Genomic DNA, 18,337 nt, shown 5'->3' with positions numbered 1-18,337 from the left:
CGCGACACGGCGTGCCTGGATTCCGCGGCGGGAAGTGGGCTGAAGACGGTGTCCGCACCTGCCGGCCGGCCAGCGGTGGCGGGCACCGGGCAGCCCAGCCGGAACCAGGCACGGAACCAGGCACAGCCGCACCAGACGCAGGCAGGCCGCGGAACCGATGCGGTCCGCGGCCTGCCCGGGCATACGACCCTGCCTACAGTTCCGAGGCCGGTACTCCTACACCCAGCACCACCGGAGCGGCGGCTTCGTTCTTGTCCGCTGCCGCTTCGGCCAGTGCGGACGCGGCCGGGGCCGTGGCGGCGTGGCGGTGGCCGCCGTCGTTCTCCGCCGGGATAGCGTCCACCGTCTGGACGGGAGCGTCGGCGGCACCCTGGGGGCTGCTGGCGGCACGACGGCGACGCGGCTTGCGGACGGCGGCCGGCGCAGGCGCCTGCGGTTCGGCGGCCACCGCGGGCCGGGCGTCGCCTTGTGCGGCCTGTGGTTCGGCAGCAGCGCCGGATGTCTCCGCCGCGGCCGGCTCCGGTTTCTCCACCGGAGCAACCTTGGGCTCCGGTTTCTCCACCGGCGCTACCTTGTTGAAGGCCTCGGTGAGGCTCTCCAAGGTCAGCGACGGCTCTTCCGGGGCGGTCGCCGGGCTGTGCACGGCGCGCGGGATGGCCACCGTCTCTCCGTTGATCTCGAGCACGGCGGTTTCTGGTCCGTCGCCGGCCGGGGCCGCGGGCACGGCGGGTGCCACGCCGGGATCGTCGGCGCGGCGCGACCTGCGCTTGCGCCCGGAGGGCTGGCCCGACGCTCCGGCGGGCGTACCGGCCGCCGCCGCTTCGGGCTTGCCGGCGCCGGCGGGTTGTTCGCCGCCCTGCTGCTTGGCCTTGGCCGTCTCCGGGTGCTCTTCCGCCTCGTGGGCGGCGTGCGCGGCGGCGGCGATCGTGGCCAGTGCCGCGCGGGCGGCCTCGGCCTTGGCCCGGCGCTCGGCGTCGTCGTCATGGCCCACGGCGGCCGGGGCTTCGGCGGCAGTCTCCTGCCCGCCCTGGCCGCGGTTGCGGCGCTTCTCGCTGCGCGACTGCCGTTCGGAGCGCTTCTCGATGCGGACCTGGTGGTGCTCGGTAGCCGCGGCGGGGCGGCGGTGTTCCACCGGCTCATCGTGGGTGATCACGCCGCGGCCGGCGCAATGCTCGCACTGCTCGCCGAAGACTTCCAGCAGCCCTGTGCCCATGCGCTTGCGCGTCATCTGGACCAGGCCCAGCGAGGTCACCTCGGCCACCTGGTGCTTGGTCCGGTCCCGGCCCAGGCATTCCACCAGCCGGCGCAGCACCAGGTCGCGGTTGGACTCCAGCACCATGTCGATGAAGTCGATGACGATGATGCCGCCGATGTCGCGCAGCCGCAGCTGGCGGACCACCTCTTCGGCCGCTTCCAGGTTGTTCTTGGTGACGGTTTCTTCCAGGTTGCCGCCGGAGCCGGTGAACTTGCCGGTGTTGACGTCCACCACGGTCATGGCCTCGGTGCGGTCGATCACGAGGGAACCGCCGGAGGGCAGGAAGACCTTCCGGTCCAGCGCCTTGTGGATCTGCTCGTCGATCCGCTGGGCGGCGAAAATGTCCGTCTCCGACGTCCACTTCTCCAACCGGTCCACCAGGTCGGGGGCCACATAGGTCACGTAGGCCTCGATCGTGTCCCAGGCTTCTTCGCCGGAGACGACCAGCTTGGAGAAGTCCTCGTTGAACACGTCGCGGACCACCTTGATGGTCAGGTCCGGCTCGGCGTAGAGCAGCTCCGGTGCCAGCGTCTTGGTGGACCCGGCACGCGATTCGATGCCCTCCCACTGCGCCCGCAGCCGGTTGATGTCGTTCATCAGCTCTTCTTCGCTGGCGCCCTCGGCCGCGGTGCGGACGATCACGCCGGCGCCGTCGGGAACATGTTCCTTTAGGATCTTCTTCAGCCGGTTGCGTTCCACGTCGGGCAGTTTCCGGGAAATGCCGGTCATGGAGCCGCCGGGCACGTAGACCAGGAAGCGGCCAGGCAGCGAAATCTGGCTGGTCAGGCGGGCGCCCTTGTGGCCCACCGGGTCCTTGGTGACCTGCACCAGGACCGAGTCGCCGGACTTGAGCGCGAGTTCGATCCGGCGCGGCTGCCCGTCGAGGTGTGCGGCGTCCCAGTTGACCTCGCCGGCGTAGAGCACGGCGTTGCGGCCGCGGCCGATGTCGATGAAGGCCGCCTCCATGCTGGGCAGCACGTTCTGTACCTTGCCCACGTAGACGTTGCCGATCAACGAGTCCTGCTGGGTCTTGGACACGAAGTGCTCGGCCAGCACGCCGTCTTCGAGCACGCCGATCTGGATCCTGTCGTCGCGCTGGCGGACCACCATCTGGCGGTCGACGGATTCGCGCCGGGCCAGGAACTCGGCCTCGGTGATGACCTGGCGGCGGCGGCCCGTCTCGCGCGATTCGCGGCGGCGCTGCTTCTTGGCCTCCAGCCGGGTGGACCCCTTGACCGAGGCCACCTTGTTGCTGGGGGCGATCTCGGTGATCGGCCGCGGTGCCCGGACCCGGGTGACCGTGTTGGGCGGGTCGTCGTCGGCACCGCCGGTGAGTTCCAGGTCGGCATCCCCGCGGCGGCGACGGCGGCGGCGACGCGAGGTCACGCCGTCCTTCTCCCCTGCCGCACCCTCGTCAGCGGCTTCGGCGGCCTCGTCGCTTTCTTCGGTGCTGCCGGCCTCGTCGCTGCCGGTTTCGGCCTCGGAGCGGTTGCGGGTGCGGCCGCGGCGGTTGCGCCGGCTGCGGCGACGCCCGCCGTCCTCGTCGTCCTCGTCCGATTCGCCGGCGGCGGCGGCCGGTTCGGGCTTGGCGGCGACGGCGGAAAGGTCCGGGGCGTGGAACAGCAGGGACACCGGCGAGGACGGGATGGTGAAGGGATCGGCGCCGAGCCCCGCGTCTGCGGAGGTTTCTTCGGCAGGGTCTCCCCCGGCGGCTGCCTGCTCAGCTTCGGCGGCGGCCTGCTCCGGCTCGCCGGCGGCCGGGGCGGTCTCCGTGGCGGCGGGGGTTTCCTCAATAGCAGGGGCGGCGGCCGCGGTGGAACGACGACGGCGGGTGGGCGCCTTTGCGGGCTGCTCCCCTGCCGTGCTTCCGGCTTCGGTTTCCGTCCCGGCGGTGTGTCCGGCGACGGCCTGGGCGGCGTCTCCGTCGGCCGCCACCGGGATGCCCTGCGTGGTGGCCGGTTCTGTGGCCGGGGCCGTGGTGGCGGGTGTAGTGGCCGGGGCTTCGCCCTCGGCGACGGTGAGTTCGGCGGCTGCCGCTGCGGTGGCCTGCGCCTTGCTGCTGCGGCGGGTGCGGGTGGCGGCGGTGCGACGTCGGCCGGCCGGCTGTTCGGCGGGCTCGGCCGCTTCTCCGGCGGCCAGGACGCCTTCGGCTTCGGCGGGTTCGGCGGCAGGCTGAGCCTCGGCGGCCGGCTGCGCGTCGGCGCCGTCTTGGGGAATGCTTTCCTGTGCGGCGGCTTCGGCGGCCTTGTCGGCGGCGGTCTTGCGCGGCCGGCGCGTGCGGGTCTTGGCGGGCGGCGCTTCTTCGCCCGGCTGGTCGGCGCCGGATTCACCGGCGGCTGGCGGGACGGTGCCCGGCTCCGCCGCGGCGGCATCTTCCGTCGGAACGTCCTGGGCGGCCGCCGCTTCGGCGGCCTTTTGGGCGGCGGTCTTGCGCGGCCGGCGGGCCCGGGTGGTCGCCGGAGCGGCCTCGGCGGGCTGGCCGCCTGCGGGGCCCTGGCCTGCGGGCTGCTCCCCTGCCGGCTGTTCCCCGGCGGCTATCGCGGCGTCGGACGCCGTGGCCGCGGGGGAAGCGGCGGAGGCATCGCCGTCGTTGTTGGGGCCGGTGTGCGCCGCTGCGGGCAGTTCAACGTCCAACTGGTCCTGCGACGGTGCGGACACAGTGGGCTTGCGGCGGGGCCGCGGCGGTTTCTTGGCTGGTACCTCCGGCGCGTCGACCGGAGAGGAGGTAGCGGGAATTACCTGTTCATTGTCCATTTAAAGTTGTGCTCCAACCCTTGCGGCACCGGCCACATCCCGGTGCCCTTGGGGGCATGTAGCCGGGTATCCGGGTGCCTTGGGCTGCCCGACACCGAAAGTCGTCTTGGTATCACCCGAGCTCGCGCCATCACGTGGGGCGCGGCACACCCGGGGACCAGCGGCGCTTTTCCGTCTGCCGTAACCTTCTCTTCACCGGCAGGGCCGCCCGGCGGATTCCCAGCGCCCATCCGGATTGATGGGCTCCTTGTTCGGGAAGCGTCGCCGACGGACCTGGAAGCCTGTCGCTGGACCAACAGCAGCATGTGGGGCTGCTGTTAGCCACGATCATTCTCTCACACCGGGTGCGATTTAGTGAGTAAGATTTAGTGAGTAATGGGCGTTCTCTCCGGCGTAGAATCGAGCCACATGCCCCCTAGCCCGAGGAACACGGTGCAGACCCACGCGCAGACCTCCACATCCCCGGCCGCGACAGCGCCCGGCCAACTCCCGGACAGCGGGGTTCCCGGCGTTGCCCGGGAGAAACCCTTCGCGTGGCTGCTGCTGGCCACCGGCGTTGTCGGCTGGATCATGTCCGGCATCCTGGTCCTGGAGCGGCTGGCCACCTACGAAAATCCGGGTCATGTGACCAGCTGCGACATCAACCCGTGGGTCTCCTGCGGCAAGGTGTTCCTGCACTGGCAGGCCGGGCTTTTCGGCTTCCCCAACCCGCTGATCGGGATCGTCGCCTTCGCGGTTCCCATCACGACGGCGGTGGCGATCCTTGCGGGGGCGCGGTTCCGCCGGTGGTACTGGATGGGACTGCAGGCCGGCGTCACGCTGGGCTTCGTCTTTGTCGTCTGGTTGTGGAGCCAGGCGCTCTACGACATCCACATCCTGTGCCTGTACTGCATGGGCGTGTGGGCCGCCATGATCCCGATGCTGGTGCACACGACGGCACGGAACCTGGCGCACGGCGTGATCAAGGCGCCGGCGGCGGTGGTCCGTTTCGCCGGCAGCTGGGCCTGGACCCTGACCGCCCTGCTGTGGATCGTGACCGCCGGGACGATCTTCCTGGCCTTCATCGACGCCTTCCTGGGCTGACCGGGACAGCCTTCCCGGGCTGCCGGGACAGCCTGGACTCGCCGCGATTGCCTTCCAGGGCTGAACCCGGATAAACCAGAGGCCGCGTCCCCGTCGGGGGCCGCGGCCTCTGCTGCTTCAGGGGTCTAGGAGAACCAGATCCCGATCTCGCGCGCGGCGGACTCGGGCGAGTCGGAGCCGTGCACGAGGTTTTGCTGCACCTTCACGCCCCAGTCGCGGCCGAAGTCGCCGCGGATCGTCCCGGGGGCGGCGGTGGTGGGGTCGGTGGTGCCGGCCAGCGACCGGAAGCCCTCGATTACCCGGTGCCCCTCGAACACGGCGGCGGCGACCGGGCCGGAGAGCATGAACTCGACCAGCGGCTCGTAGAACGGCTTGCCGACGTGCTCTTCGTAATGCTGTTCCAGCAGTTCGCGGGTGGCGTTGACCAGCTTCAGTTCGACCAGCGTGTAGCCCTTGGCCTCGATGCGGGCCAGGATGCTGCCGGTGAGACCGCGGGACACGCCGTCGGGCTTGACCAGTACCAGTGTGCGTTCAACGCTCACAATTTCTCCTCATTCGCTTCATGATTAGCTCCGAAAACCCCGTTCAATCCTAACGGGACGCGCGGGCAGCGCAGGTCAGCGCCCGGCGTCGTCCGCGGTGCCGGCCTCCGGGCCACCGGCGGTTCCCTCCGCGGCGCCGGCCGCGGTGGCGTCCCCGGTGCCGGCCCCCGTGCCATGCCGGCGTTCCCATTCCGCCTGTTCCGCGTCGCGCTGCGCGTTCTCACGGTCCAGCCGGCCGCCCGTGCGCACGGCGTACCACCAGGACAGCGCGAACAGCACGCCGACGACGAACATCACCGGTTCGACGATGCCGGTGGCGATCAGGAGCACCTGCATCGCCCAGCCGATGGCGTAGCCGGACGGGCGGCGGAGCAGGGCACAGCAGAGCACGAGCAGGACGCTCAGGCCGATCCCGAGCCCGAGGATCAGCGCCGGCGGCACGTCGTCCCGGTAGAGCCCGAACACCACCAGCGTGGCGAAAAAGACGACGAAGGCTTCCAGCAGCAGCACGGTGGAGGCGAACATTGTCTTGATCGAGCGCCGTTTCTTCGGCATGTCCGGACGCCACTCGCGCTGGGCTTTGGTCAGTTTGGCCATGGATCTTGTTACTTTCCTAGCAGGATGCGGGCGTCGGCGACCAGGGTGATGGACCCGGTGATCAGCACGCCGCCGGCGAGGTCGTTGTCTGCTTCGGCCCGGCCGACGGCCCATTCGATGGCGTCGTCGAGCCGGGGCGCGATGTGCACGGCGTCCTCCGGGAAACCGGCGGCCATGGCATCCTCGGCCAGCTGCTCGGCGGGAATGGCCCGCGGCGAGTTGGACTCGGTGACGCAGATTTCGTTGGTGAGGTCGCTGAGCTGCTCGCGCAGCTGGGCCAGCAGGCCGACGGCGTCCTTTTCCTGCAGCACGCCGACCACCGGGATGAGCTTGGTGAAGTTGAACGCCTCCAGGATGGCCTGCGCGCTGGCCTTCATCCCGTCGGGATTGTGGGCGGCATCCACGATGATCGTCGGCGCGGTGCGCACCACTTCCAGCCGGCCGGGCGAGGTCACCTCAAGGAACGCCTCGCGCAGGACTTCCACGTTGAGTTCCTTTTCACCGCCGCCAAGGAACGCTTCCAGCGCGGCCACGGCGACCGCCGCGTTCTGGGCCTGGTGCGCGCCGTGCAGGGGCAGCAGCAGGTCCTGGTAGCGGCCTGCCAGCCCGTTGATGGTCAGCTGCTGGCCGCCGACGGCGACCTTGCGGGACTCGACCCCGAACTCCACGCCTTCGAAGCGGAAGGGCACCTGAAGGTCCCGCGCCTGTTCCAGCAGCACCTGTGCTGCGTCCAGTGGCTGGGCCGCGCTGACCAGGTAGCCGCCGCGCTTGATGATCCCGGCCTTCTCCCGGGCAATGTCCTCGGTGGTGTCGCCGAGCAGGTCGGTGTGGTCCAGCGAGATCGGGGTGATCACCGAGACCTGGCCGTCCACCACGTTCGTGGCGTCGGTGATGCCGCCCAGGCCAACCTCGATCACCGCCACCTCCACCGGCTCGTCGGCGAAGATGGCGATGGCCAGGATGGTCACGCACTCGAAGTAGGTCAGCCGGGGCGCGCCCTCGGCGTTCAGTTCCTGGTCGACGATTTCCAGGTACGGCCGGATTTCGTCCCAGACCCGCACGAACGTCTCGTCCGCAACCGGCTCGCCGTCGATGCTGATCCGTTCGGTCACCTTGGACAGGTGCGGGCTGGTGTAGCGGCCGGTCCGCAGTCCGTGCGCCCGCAGCCCGGCCTCGATGATCCGGGCCGTGGACGTCTTGCCGTTCGTGCCGGTCAGGTGGATGCTGGCGAAGGCCTTGTTCGGTTCACCCAGGATGTCCATCGCCCGGAACAGCGGTTCCATGCGCGGTTCCATCTTGTTTTCCGGGGCGCGGCCCAGCAGTTCCGCGTAGACGCTCTCGACGCCGAATTCATCACTCATGGTTTGGTGCCCCTTCAGGATCCGGCTTTTTCCACGGACACGGCGTCGCCGTCCCCGGCCACCAGGACGAGGTCCACGGTGAGGGTTTCCTGCGAGACCAGCCCCTGATGCAGGGTCAGCGCGTCCAGGACGGACTGGTCCGCCGTCACCGTGGTGCGGATGCGGTCGCTGACCACCAGTCCGGCATCCTTGCGTGCCTGCTGGATGCTGCGCACGTAGTCGCGGGCCACGCCCTCGGCCTCCAGTTCGGCGGTCACGGCGGTGTCCAGCACCAGGAACCCGCCGCCGGGCAGCATGGTGACCGCCGCGCCGGCCGCGGCATCCCCGGACACGACGGTTTCCAGGGAGTACTCTGACGGCTCGAGCAGCAGTCCCCCGGCGGTGACGGCACCGGCGTCGTCCACCGACCAGTCACCGGACTTGGCGGCCTTGATGGCCTGCTGCACGTTCTTGCCCAGCCGCGGGCCGGCCGCACGGGCGTTGACCACCAGCTTCTGCGAGATGCCGAACTCTTCGGGGGCGGCGTCGGCGGCGTCGATCAGCCGGACCGACTTGATGTTCAGTTCGTCCTGGATCATCAGGGCGTACTGGCCGGAGAGCCGCTCGGCGCCCGGCACCACCACGGTCAGCGAGGCCAGCGGCAGCCGGACGCGCAGGTTCGCTGCCTTGCGCAGGCTCGAGCCGGAGGAGCAGATCTGCCGGGTGGTGTCCATCAGTTCCACGAGTTCGGCCAACTGCGGGAACTCGCCGGCGTCCGGCAGGTCGGTCAGGTGGACCGAACGCCCGCCGGTCAGCCCGCGCCAGATCTCCTCGGTGACCAGCGGCAGCAGCGGGGCGGCCACGCGGCAGACTGCCTCCAGCGCGGTGTAGAGCACATCGAACGCGTCGCGGTCCTCGTCGAAGAACCGCTGGCGGGAACGGCGGACATACCAGTTGGTCAGGGTATCCAGGTACTCGCGCAGCGCGTCGCAGGCGCCGGAGACGTCATAGGCATCGAGCGCGGCCGTCATGTCGCGGACCAGGTCCCCGGTGTTGGCCAGGATGAACTGGTCCAGGGACTCCATGCCCTTGATCCGGTCGGTGTCGCCGAGGACGGAGACGGCCTCATGGCCTGCCCCGTTGTTCGCGGAGTTGGTGTAGAGCTTGAAGAAGTGCCACACGTTCCACAGCGGCAGCATCACCTGGCGGACGCCGTCGCGGATGCCCTGCTCGGTGACGATCAGGTTGCCGCCGCGCAGGATCGGGGAGGCCATCAGGAACCAGCGCATGGCGTCGGAGCCGTCCCGGTCCAGGACCTCGGACACATCCGGGTAATTGCGCAGGCTCTTGGACATCTTCTGCCCGTCGGAACCCAGCACGATGCCGTGGCTGATCACGTTGCGGAACGCCGGGCGGTCGAACAGCGCGGTCGCGAGCACGTGCATGGTGTAGAACCAGCCACGGGTCTGGCCGATGTATTCCACGATGAAGTCGGCCGGGTTGTGGCTGTCGAACCAGTCCTTGTTCTCCATCGGGTAGTGCACCTGGGCGTAGGGCATCGAACCGGAGTCGAACCAGACGTCCAGCACGTCCTCCACGCGGCGCATCATGGATTGACCGGTGGGGTCGTCCGGGTTGGGCCGGACCAGCTCGTCGATGAACGGGCGGTGCAGGTCGACCTCGCCGTCGTGGTTGCGCGGCAGCGTGCCGAACGCTTCCTCCAGCTCGGCCAGCGAGCCGTACACCTCGCGGCGCGGGTAGTCCGGGTTGTCCGATTCCCACACCGGGATGGGCGAACCCCAGAAGCGGTTGCGGCTGATGGACCAGTCGCGGGCGTTCTCCAGCCACTTGCCGAACTGGCCGTCCTTGACGTTTTCCGGGATCCAGTTGATCTGCTGGTTCAGCTCGACCATCCGGTCCTTGAACTTGGTGACCTCCACGTACCAGGAGGAGATGGCGCGGTAGATCAGCGGCGTGCGGCAGCGCCAGCAATGCGGGTAGCTGTGCTCGTAGCTGGCCTGGCGGACCAGCCGGCCGTCGGCCTTCAGCACCCGGGTGATCGGCTTGTTCGCCTCGAACACCTGCACGCCGGCGATCTCGGCCAGCGGGCCCTCGGCGAAGTAGGGCAGGAACTTGGCGCCCTCGTCCACGGAGACGATCACGGGGATGCCGTTGTCTTCGCAGACCTTCTGGTCGTCTTCGCCGAACGCCGGCGCCTGGTGGACCAGGCCCGTGCCGTCGGTGGTGGTCACGTAGTCGGCCACGACGATCTGCCATGCGTTGCCGGTGCCCCACTTCGCGGCGTCCGCGTAGTGGTCCCAGAGCGGCTCGTAGCGCAGCCCGGCCAGCTGGGCGCCCACGTACCGGGCCGCCACCGCCTCGGCGGCGGCAGCGGCGTCGTCGTACCCCAGGTCCTTGGCGTAGGAGCCGAGCAGGTCCTCGGCCACCAGGAACTTCTCCCCCGCGGCCTGCGTCCCGTGGGGGCCGGCCGGCAGCACCGCATAGCTGATCTCCGGCCCGACGGCGAGGGCCGCGTTGGTGGGCAGCGTCCACGGCGTGGTGGTCCAGGCGAGTGCGTTGACGCCGGCCAACTCCGCGGCCAGCGGGTTCTCCGAGCCGTCCGCCCGGATCGGGAAGGTGACCGTGACCGTCTGGTCCTGGCGCATCTTGTAGACGTCGTCGTCCATTCGCAGCTCGTGGTTGGACAGCGGCGTCTCGTCCCGCCAGCAGTACGGCAGCACACGGAAGCCCTGGTAGGTCAGGCCCTTCTCGTGCAGCTGTTTGAAGGCCCAGAGGACCGACTCCATGTACTCGACGTTGAGGGTCTTGTAGTCGTTCTCGAAATCCACCCAGCGGGCCTGGCGGGTGACGTAGTTCTGCCATTCGTCGGCATACTTCATCACGGAGGTGCGGCAGGCGTCGTTGAACTTGTCGATGCCCATGGACAGGATCTGCTGCTTGTCCGTCATGCCCAGCTGCTTCATGGCTTCCAGCTCGGCCGGCAGCCCATGCGTGTCCCAACCGAAGCGGCGCTCCACCTTGTGGCCGCGCTGGGTCTGGTAACGGGCCACCAGGTCCTTCACGTACCCGGTGAGGAGGTGGCCGTAGTGCGGCAGGCCGTTGGCGAAGGGCGGGCCGTCGTAGAAGACGAACTCGTTGCTGCCGTCGCTGCCGGCATCGCGGGCATCGACGGAGGCCTGGAACGTTCCGTCCTGCTGCCAGTATTTGAGCACCAGCTCCTCGATCTCGGGGAACTTAGGCGAGCTCTCGGCAGCGGCAGCGCCGGCGGTGGAAGCCTTGGGATAGATCTGTGGCATGTTCGTCATCCTGAAAAGACAGCTCGGCAAGTGTGGGTACTTCTGCGAGGACGTGCCCTGCTCCGGTGCCTCCGGTGCGGCTGGAAAGCCTCACCGTGCTGCCGGGGCGGAACCCGCGGTACCACCTCACTTGCTGGCCTGATGCGCCGGAACCGGTGCAAAGGGACAGCCACTCATTCGCTGCTGTGACGGGCATACCCGTCCGGTTCTACTGGGCCCGGGATGTTGGCCTGGGCTGTTCTTCCGGAAGCTCACCGGTGATGGCCGGGTCAGCGCTGATGACTCAAGTTTACGGCCACGGCGGCGCGGCTGTCGAAACGCGGGCGAAAAGCCGGCTTTGTTGGCGGACGTTGTGTTCGTCCCGTGGTTGGCGGACGCGTCTTTGCGCCCGCTGTGCGGCGCGGTCGTGAAGCGACGTCAAGTTCGGATCAGCGCCAATTTCAGGCCTGTAAGTTCGGCCCGGGCGGGTGCTGCTGTGACGCCCTCAGAAGGGTGGTGGCGGGGAGTCGTCCGGGGGTTCCTGTTCTTTCCGGTTCTCGGGTCTGTTCTCTCCCCCGGCTTCCCTCGAGTTCCCGGCGGCGGCTCCTTGTCCGTTCTCGGGGCTGTTCTCTCCCCCGGCTTCCCTCGCGTCCGCGCCGGCGGCTTCACGTCCCTCCGCGCTAGCCGCGTCATGTCCGTCCGCCGCGGCGGCTTCATGTCCGTCCGCGGCTGTGTCACCGCATCCGGATGCTGTTGGGAAGGTCAGTGACCAATCTTCGTCGGGGGTGGTGCTGTGGGTGTGGCCGGAGCGGGTTGTGAAGTGCAGGGTCCCGTCGGGATCCTGTCTGACGGTTCCGCCACCGTGGTGTTTGGTTTTGTGCCCGGGCTTGCACCTGGCGCTTAGATTTTCCAGGACTGTTTGGCCGCCGTCTTCCCAGGCGATCGTATGGTCGATCTCGCACTGGTCGGCGGGGACGGTGCAACCGAAGTCGCGGCAGCGGCGGTCGCGTAGCCGGACGAGGCGATTGAGCCATTCGGGCGGGTGGCGCAAGTCTTTGGCGACGGCGGCTGCCTTGCCATAGTCGTCGGTGAGCACGATCAACCAGGACTTGGCCAGCGCGGCAAGGTCGCGGCTCATGTCGGGCGGGATGGGTCCGTAGCCGGTGAGGTCGCCGGGTTCTTCGGCGAGCCGGAGCAGGGTGTCCAGGGGCGCGGTCACGGCGACGGAGGCGGTCACGTTCCCGGAACCGCAGGTACAGGGCCCCTGCCGTAACGTCGCGGCGGCTGCGTCCGCGGAGTTTTCCGCCATGGCCGTCGAGGCGGCGGTGTCGCTTCCTTGTACTGCGGCCGTGGGCTGGTAGGCGTGGCCGGGGTAGCGCAGGAGCATGTCGGTGAAGACGTCGGCGCGGAGTTGGCCTAGGTTGCGGGTTTCAGCAACGGTTTGGAGTTTGCGGGCGTGGGCCTGCATCAGGTTGTAGGCGAGCAGGGCTTTGTCCGCGCTGGTGCGGATGTAGAGTTCGGCCATCCCGTCATCCTGGGGCTGGTAGTGGACGGTGCGGCGTTCCATCGCGGCCCGGTGCCGTTCCTCGAGGGGTTCGGGGTGCAGCCGGTCGCGGGCGGTGCGGGCCCGGGCCTGGACGGATTCCAGCGTGATGGTCCCGGCGCCGGGAACAACCTTCGCCTCATAGTCGGCCAGATCGGCCGGCGTCAGGTCCATGCCCTTGCGGGCAATCGCCACTGCCCGCGACAAATCGATGTCACCGGCGTCCAGGGCAGCGAGGGTGGCGGGCAGGTACCTGCCGACCTGCTGCGCGTCGGCCAGTTCGGCAGCCGCCCGCTCGCGACGCACGGCAAGGATAGGTGCGAGTTCCGCGGCGGCGTGGCGGGAAATCCCGTCCGGTGCCCCGGCGTCGGGCCCGGTGGCCGGGCGGAGCACCGCCAAACGGTGCACGGCCCGCAGCCGGCGGGACTGGGTCCAGGCCTCATGCTTGCGGACCGCTTTGATGTACTCCAAGGTGGACCAGTCATCCAAGGTTCCCGGATCCGTCCCGGCGAGCAGACCGGCGAGTTCCGCCGGACCCAGCTCCTGCCATTCCTCCGCCCACAGCTCATGGGCAGGCACTGGAGCAGGCAGGGGTCCTGCAGGTTCCGGCCCTATCCCACCCTCAGACACGGCCTCATCAGCATCAAGCTCCGCTCCCGCCGATTCTGCTGGGCCGGCGGTACCGGGTGCTGAAGGGCCGGCGGGAGCGGGCACGGCAGGGCTGGCGGCGCCGCCGTCGGGCAAGGCAGGGGTGCCGGCACCGCCCTCGGGCAGGGCAGGAGTGCCGGATTGTTCCTCCGGCTCCTGTGCCTCGTCCAACGGATCCGCTGCCATACTTCAACGCTACGGACCGGGCATCCGGGGTAGAACAAAGCTTCGACGTAAGTGCAAAACTACCCGCCACCGCACGTCTGTGGAGGGAGAGTCGCATGTTTCGAGGACAAGGGGTGCTTCTGGACATTGCGGGCGCCTTTGGAGCACGAGCGAGAAACTTGCGTGCCTATTTCAAGCGTTCACGGTTCAGAGAAGGGGGAACGCCTGGTCTTTCGCGCTTGCTACTTGCGGATCAATTTGTGCGCGGCGGCTTGGGCCACGGGACGCATCACGATCTGGTCAAGGTTGACGTGATGCGGCAGGTTGAGCGAGTACGCCACGACGCCGGCTACGTCCTCGGCCAGCAGCGGTTTCTCCACGCCGGCGTAGACGTTCTCGGCCGCTTGCCGGTCACCGCCGAGCCGGTTCAACGAGAATTCCTCCGTCTGCACCAGGCCGGGAAGAATGTCGATCACGCGCACGTTGTGTTCCGCTTCTTCCAGGCGCAGGGTATTCGCCATCGAGTGCTGGGCGAACTTGGCTGCTACGTAACCTCCGCCGCCTTCGTAGGCCACCAGTCCGGCCGTTGACGTCAGCAGCACCACCGATCCTTCGCCGTTATCGCGCAAAGCCGGAAGAAAAGCCTGGATCATGCGCAGGGAGCCGAGGACGTTGACCTCGTACATCTTCTGCCAATCGGCAGGCTTTCCCTCGCCGATGGTGTCCACGCCGAAGGCTCCCCCGGCGATGTTGACCAGCGCGTCAATCCCGCCGTCGGACAAGACCGTAGCTGCGAGCCGGTCCACTGAAGCTTGGTCGGTGACGTCCGCGGGCATGGCGACGGCGCCGGTCTCCCGGGCGAGGGCGGCCAGCCGCTCGGCGCGGCGGGCAACTGCCACCACGTCCCAGCCGCTTCCCCGCAGCGCCCGAACGGTAGCTGCCCCGATACCCGAACTTGCTCCGGTGACTATTGCGCGCCTGGTCATGAATCACAGCGTAGCGGCCGACCAAGAAAGTGGTTCGGAGGTGACCTCCAACGCTCGACGACGGGCGACTTCACCGCCCGATGGTAAGCGGTTTCAGGGGGAGCGCGCAGGCCGCCCTTTCCAGTTGGTCGCCGGCAACCGTGGCGACCCTGTTGTTCCGGCCGGTGTCATCGCACCAGTCGATGTTGCGGGGCATGGCCGTAACAGCCGCCTCGCCGGCGGCCGCCCGTTCCGGGATGACGAACGCGTACCTGAAGCCGCCGCCGTCGTTCATAGGGGCGGTGGCGTTGACGATTTCCGCTCCCGCCGCGTCCACTACTGTCACTTCGATCTGCGCATTGCTGCCGTAGCGGGGATTGCAGTCGGCGTCCGCAGCCGCCACGGTGACGGTCTGTCCCGGCCGGGCTTCCGTCGGACTGACTGAGTATTCCGGCGGGAGACACGGTGGTGCCGCCCCAAGCCCCGTGTAGGCACCGCACCCCGACACCGAAACGGCCAGCCCCGCAGCAGCCGACAGCGCGAGCACGGCGAGGCCCCCGGTGCGGTGCCTTATGGCCGGAGGCGCCACGCCGTCGCCCCCGCGTTGGCCTCTTATGCCCCGGCTGTTCCTTGAGCCCTGGGTGTTCCGCGGAACGTCAGCCGGATGGCACACCGAGGTGCTCCAAAATCATCCCGCGCAGCACCACGGCCTGGTTGTGCTCCTTGTCCTTGGCCCCGTACAGCAGGCAGAGCTTAGGCTGCTCGCGCGCGAGCTCCACCAGCCGCTCCAGCGCCTTTGAACCGTTTAGTTCCTGCCGGTATGCCACGGCAAAGGCGTCGAATTTCTCCGGTCGGTGGCTGAACTCCTTGCGCAGCTCGGCCGAGGTTCCCGCCTCCTTCAGCCAGAGGTCCACCCCGGCGCCGTCCTTTTTGATGCCCCGCGGCCAGATCCGGTCCACCAGCACCCGGTAACCGTCGCCGTCGTCTGCGGGTTCGTAGACGCGCTTAATGTGAACGTTCACCATGGGCGCATCCTACGCATGACCCGCTGCGGCGGGTAGGTCTGGGCGCCGGCCCCCGCCTTCGCGGCGAGCCGGGGCAACCAGGCGCTGCGCCGCCGTCGTCCAGAATCTTCATTCCGTGCCCGGCATGAAAGAATGGCCAGCATGGCTGAACATACCCCGGGCACAGACACGCCCGTTACCGTTAACGTTCCCGACAAGCCCGCCCTCGAAGGCCTTGAGGATGCCCTGACCCGGCGCTGGCGCGAGGAGGGGACCTACAAGTTTAATCCCGAGACCACGCGGGAGCAGGTCTACTCGATCGACACTCCCCCGCCGACGGCGTCGGGCTCGCTGCATGTGGGACACATGTTCTCCTACACCCAGACCGACGTGCTGGCCCGCTACCAGCGGATGCGCGGCAAGAACGTGTTCTACCCGATGGGCTGGGACGACAATGGCCTGCCCACCGAGCGCCGGGTGCAAAATTACTACGGCGTCCGCTGCGACCCGTCGGTGGCGTACGACCCGGATTACCAGCCGCCGGCCACGCCGGCGAAGAACCAGCGCGATTTCGACGTCGTCTCGCGCCGGAACTTCATCGAGCTCTGCGAGACCCTGGCTGTGGAGGACGAGAAGGTCTTCGAGAACCTTTTCAGCACCCTGGGCCTGTCCGTGGACTGGGACCTGACCTACCGGACCATCGACGACGTGTCCCGCTCCGTTTCCCAGCGCGCCTTCCTGGCCAACCTGAACTCCGGCGACGCCTACATGGCCGAAGCCCCCACGCTCTGGGATGTCACGTTCCGCACCGCCGTGGCGCAGGCCGAGCTCGAGGACCGGGAGATGCCCGGCGCCTACTACCGCTACGCCTTCGAAACCGCCGACGGCGAAAAGGTCCACATCGAGACCACCCGCCCCGAGCTGCTGCCCGCCTGCGTGGCCTTGGTGGCCAACCCCGACGACGAGCGCTACCAGAAGCTGTTCGGCACCACCGTGAAGTCCCCGCTGTTCGGCGTGGAGGTGGAGGTCAAGGCGCACCCGCTGGCCAAGCCCGACAAGGGCGCCGGTATCGCCATGGTCTGTACTTTCGGCGACCTCACCGACGTGACGTGGTGGCGGGAGCTGCAGCTGCCCACCCGCTCCATCGTGGGCCGCGACGGGCGCATCATGGCCGACACCCCGGAGTGGATCACCACCGAGGAAGGCAAGGCGAACTACGCCGAGCTGGCCGGCAAGACCGTTTTCTCCGCCAAGGAGAAGATCGTGGATCTGCTGTCCGAGGCCGGCGAACTGGACGGCGAGCCCCAGAAGATGACCCACCCGGTCAACTTCTACGAAAAGGGCGACAAGCCGCTGGAAGTCGTCACCTCGCGGCAGTGGTACATCCGCAACGGCGGCCGGGACGCGGACCGGCGGGAACGGCTGATCAGCCGGGGCCGGGAGATCGAGTTCCATCCGGCGTTCATGCGCTCGCGCTACGAAAACTGGATCGAAGGCCTCAACGGCGACTGGCTCATTTCCCGCCAGCGCTTCTTCGGCGTGCCGATCCCGGTCTGGTACCCGCTGGACGCCTCCGGCAACCCCGACTACGACAACCCGCTGGTGCCCTCCGACGAGATGCTGCCGGTGGATCCGGCCGCTGACCCCGCTCCGGGCTACGAGGAGTCGCAGCGCAACCAGCCCGGCGGCTTCATCGGCGACGCCGACGTGCTCGACACCTGGGCCACGTCCTCGCTATCGCCGCAGATCGTGGGCAAATGGAGCCGGGACGAGTCGTTCTTTAACAACGTCTTCCCGTTCGACCTGCGCCCGCAGGGCCACGACATCATCCGCACCTGGCTGTTCTCCACCGTGGTGCGCGGCGACTCGCTGAACAGCTGCGCGCCGTGGAAGCACGCGGCGCTCTCGGGCTGGATCCTGGACCCGGACCGCAAGAAGATGTCCAAGTCCAAGGGCAACGTGGTGGTCCCCACCGACGTGCTGGATCAGTTCGGCGCGGACGCCGTGCGCTACTGGGCGGCTTCGGCGAAGCTGGGTGCGGACACCGCCTACGAGGTCGCGCAGATGAAGATCGGCCGCCGCCTGGCCATCAAGCTGCTGAACGCCTCCAAGTTCGTGCTGAACCTGGGCGCCACCGAGGCTTCGGTGCTTGCCGACGACGACTCCGTGGTCACCAACCCGTTGGACAAGTCGCTGCTGGGCCAACTGGCCGACGTGGTGGAGACCGCGACGGCCGCGTTCGAGAAGTACGACCATGCGCGCGCCCTGCAGGTCACCGAAAGCTTCTTCTGGTCGTTCACTGACGACTACGTCGAGCTGATCAAGGACCGCGCTTACGGTGCCGCCGGCGAGGCGGAACAGGCCTCGGTCCTGGCCACGCTGGCCACCACGCTCGACGCCCTGCTGCGTCTCTTCGCACCGTTCCTGCCCTTCGCCACTGAAGAGGTCTGGAGCTGGTGGCGCGCCGGTTCGGTGCACCGCGCCGAATGGCCGACGACGGCGGGGCTCGCCTCGATTGCCTCCGTCGCCGACACGGGGCTGCTCGGGACGGTCGGGCAGGCGCTGGGCGGCATCCGCAAGGCCAAGTCCGAGGCCAAGGTCAAGCAGCGCACCGAGGTCCTCACCGCGACCATCACCGGATCGGCCGCGCAGGTGGCCCAACTCGAGGCCGGGCTCGGCGACCTGAAGGCCGCCGGCAATGCGCGCGAGGTCCTGCTGAGCGAGGCGGAGGGCGAGCTGACGGTCGCGAAGGTCGAGCTGGCGGCCGCTGAGGCCCCGGCCGAGTAGCAGCGTCTGGGGCCGGCCTGGTAGCAGAGTCCGGGCCGGCCTACTAGCTGGCTCCAGCCCGTTCCGGCCCGTTAACGAGGGGAAGCCCCATCAGCGTTTCGCCGTTGGTGGGGCTTCGACTCTTGTGATCCAAAGGTGACGCTTTGGGTCTCGCGAACTCCGCCGATCTTCAGGTCTTCCGAGCCTCGTCACAGGCTGGCAGTTTGTGGAACTGGTCCACTACTTGTCACTGAATCTTTGGTGTTCGGTCCCGCATCTTTTGGAGGATGCGTATAGATATTTATACTCCTGCGCAAGCCGACACGCCATAGTTTCGCAAAACTATTTTCCGAAACCACGGCGTGCCGGCAGGCGGCCT

11 protein-coding genes are annotated in these 18,337 nt (G+C 68.5%); 2 read left to right on the top strand and 9 right to left on the bottom strand.

The annotated features are described in order from the left end of the window. Nucleotides 1-193 precede the first annotated feature (193 nt). Nucleotides 194-4,009: an Rne/Rng family ribonuclease gene (locus AC5RTY_RS05480; protein WP_494139184.1), complete on the bottom strand. Its 3,816-nt coding sequence runs from the start codon at nucleotides 4,007-4,009 to the stop codon at nucleotides 194-196. A gap of 408 nt (nucleotides 4,010-4,417) precedes the next feature. Here AC5RTY_RS05480 and AC5RTY_RS05475 point away from each other — a divergent pair, with 408 nt between their 5' ends. Continuing rightward, on the top strand, nucleotides 4,418-5,092 hold the full coding sequence (locus tag AC5RTY_RS05475) for a vitamin K epoxide reductase family protein (protein ID WP_493999869.1): 675 nt from the start codon (nucleotides 4,418-4,420) through the stop codon (nucleotides 5,090-5,092). Nucleotides 5,093-5,217: 125 nt separating this feature from the next. Here AC5RTY_RS05475 and ndk read toward each other — a convergent pair whose 3' ends face one another. The 8 genes from ndk to AC5RTY_RS05435 all read right to left on the bottom strand — a co-directional run bounded on the left by ndk (nucleotide 5,218) and on the right by AC5RTY_RS05435 (nucleotide 15,213). Next, nucleotides 5,218-5,634, bottom strand: a complete 417-nt coding sequence (gene ndk, locus AC5RTY_RS05470) for a nucleoside-diphosphate kinase (RefSeq protein WP_493977451.1) — start codon at nucleotides 5,632-5,634, stop codon at nucleotides 5,218-5,220. A gap of 75 nt (nucleotides 5,635-5,709) precedes the next feature. Next, the gene (locus AC5RTY_RS05465) at nucleotides 5,710-6,231 is read right to left on the bottom strand and encodes a DUF4233 domain-containing protein (RefSeq protein WP_494139183.1); all 522 of its coding nucleotides are present in this window, start codon (nucleotides 6,229-6,231) and stop codon (nucleotides 5,710-5,712) included. Nucleotides 6,232-6,239: 8 nt separating this feature from the next. After that, entirely contained in the window at nucleotides 6,240-7,592 is a 1,353-nt protein-coding gene (locus AC5RTY_RS05460) for a bifunctional folylpolyglutamate synthase/dihydrofolate synthase (protein ID WP_494069161.1), read from the bottom strand. Nucleotides 7,593-7,606: 14 nt separating this feature from the next. Further along, nucleotides 7,607-10,888, bottom strand: a complete 3,282-nt coding sequence (gene ileS, locus AC5RTY_RS05455; RefSeq protein ID WP_494139182.1) for an isoleucine--tRNA ligase — start codon at nucleotides 10,886-10,888, stop codon at nucleotides 7,607-7,609. 484 nt (nucleotides 10,889-11,372) lie between these two features. Continuing rightward, nucleotides 11,373-12,989 carry an HNH endonuclease signature motif containing protein gene (locus AC5RTY_RS05450; RefSeq protein ID WP_494139181.1) on the bottom strand — a complete coding sequence of 539 codons (1,617 nt, stop codon included), beginning with the start codon at nucleotides 12,987-12,989 and terminating at the stop codon, nucleotides 11,373-11,375. Between the two features lie 476 nt (nucleotides 12,990-13,465). After that, on the bottom strand, nucleotides 13,466-14,209 hold the full coding sequence (locus AC5RTY_RS05445; RefSeq protein ID WP_494139180.1) for an SDR family oxidoreductase: 744 nt from the start codon (nucleotides 14,207-14,209) through the stop codon (nucleotides 13,466-13,468). Between the two features lie 70 nt (nucleotides 14,210-14,279). Further along, nucleotides 14,280-14,591 (bottom strand): hypothetical protein, encoded by a 312-nt coding sequence (locus AC5RTY_RS05440; RefSeq protein ID WP_494139179.1) that lies wholly within the window; start codon nucleotides 14,589-14,591, stop codon nucleotides 14,280-14,282. Between the two features lie 253 nt (nucleotides 14,592-14,844). Then, complete coding sequence (locus AC5RTY_RS05435) at nucleotides 14,845-15,213, bottom strand: DUF488 domain-containing protein (protein WP_494139178.1); 369 nt, start codon at nucleotides 15,211-15,213, stop codon at nucleotides 14,845-14,847. Between the two features lie 141 nt (nucleotides 15,214-15,354). On the opposite strand from AC5RTY_RS05435, the gene valS reads away from it, so the two are divergent. After that, nucleotides 15,355-17,979 (top strand): valine--tRNA ligase, encoded by a 2,625-nt coding sequence (gene valS / locus AC5RTY_RS05430; RefSeq protein WP_494139177.1) that lies wholly within the window; start codon nucleotides 15,355-15,357, stop codon nucleotides 17,977-17,979. Nucleotides 17,980-18,337 lie beyond the last annotated feature (358 nt).

The sequence above is a fragment of the Arthrobacter sp. Y3224055 genome (assembly GCF_059090825.1).
Note: the sequence above shows the minus strand (reverse complement) of the source record. Positions and strands in the feature narration are given on the sequence as shown.

Excerpts from the sequence above, each read along its gene's own strand:
- AC5RTY_RS05465 (WP_494139183.1), bottom strand. The coding sequence starts at position 6,231 with ATGGCCAAACTGACCAAAGCCCAGCGCGAGTGGCGTCCGGACATGCCG.
- AC5RTY_RS05475 (WP_493999869.1), top strand. The coding sequence starts at position 4,418 with ATGCCCCCTAGCCCGAGGAACACGGTGCAGACCCACGCGCAGACCTCC.
- AC5RTY_RS05480 (WP_494139184.1), bottom strand. The coding sequence starts at position 4,009 with ATGGACAATGAACAGGTAATTCCCGCTACCTCCTCTCCGGTCGACGCG.
- ileS (WP_494139182.1), bottom strand. The coding sequence starts at position 10,888 with ATGCCACAGATCTATCCCAAGGCTTCCACCGCCGGCGCTGCCGCTGCC.
- AC5RTY_RS05445 (WP_494139180.1), bottom strand. The coding sequence starts at position 14,209 with ATGACCAGGCGCGCAATAGTCACCGGAGCAAGTTCGGGTATCGGGGCA.
- AC5RTY_RS05460 (WP_494069161.1), bottom strand. The coding sequence starts at position 7,592 with ATGAGTGATGAATTCGGCGTCGAGAGCGTCTACGCGGAACTGCTGGGC.
- valS (WP_494139177.1), top strand. The coding sequence starts at position 15,355 with ATGGCTGAACATACCCCGGGCACAGACACGCCCGTTACCGTTAACGTT.
- AC5RTY_RS05435 (WP_494139178.1), bottom strand. The coding sequence starts at position 15,213 with ATGGTGAACGTTCACATTAAGCGCGTCTACGAACCCGCAGACGACGGC.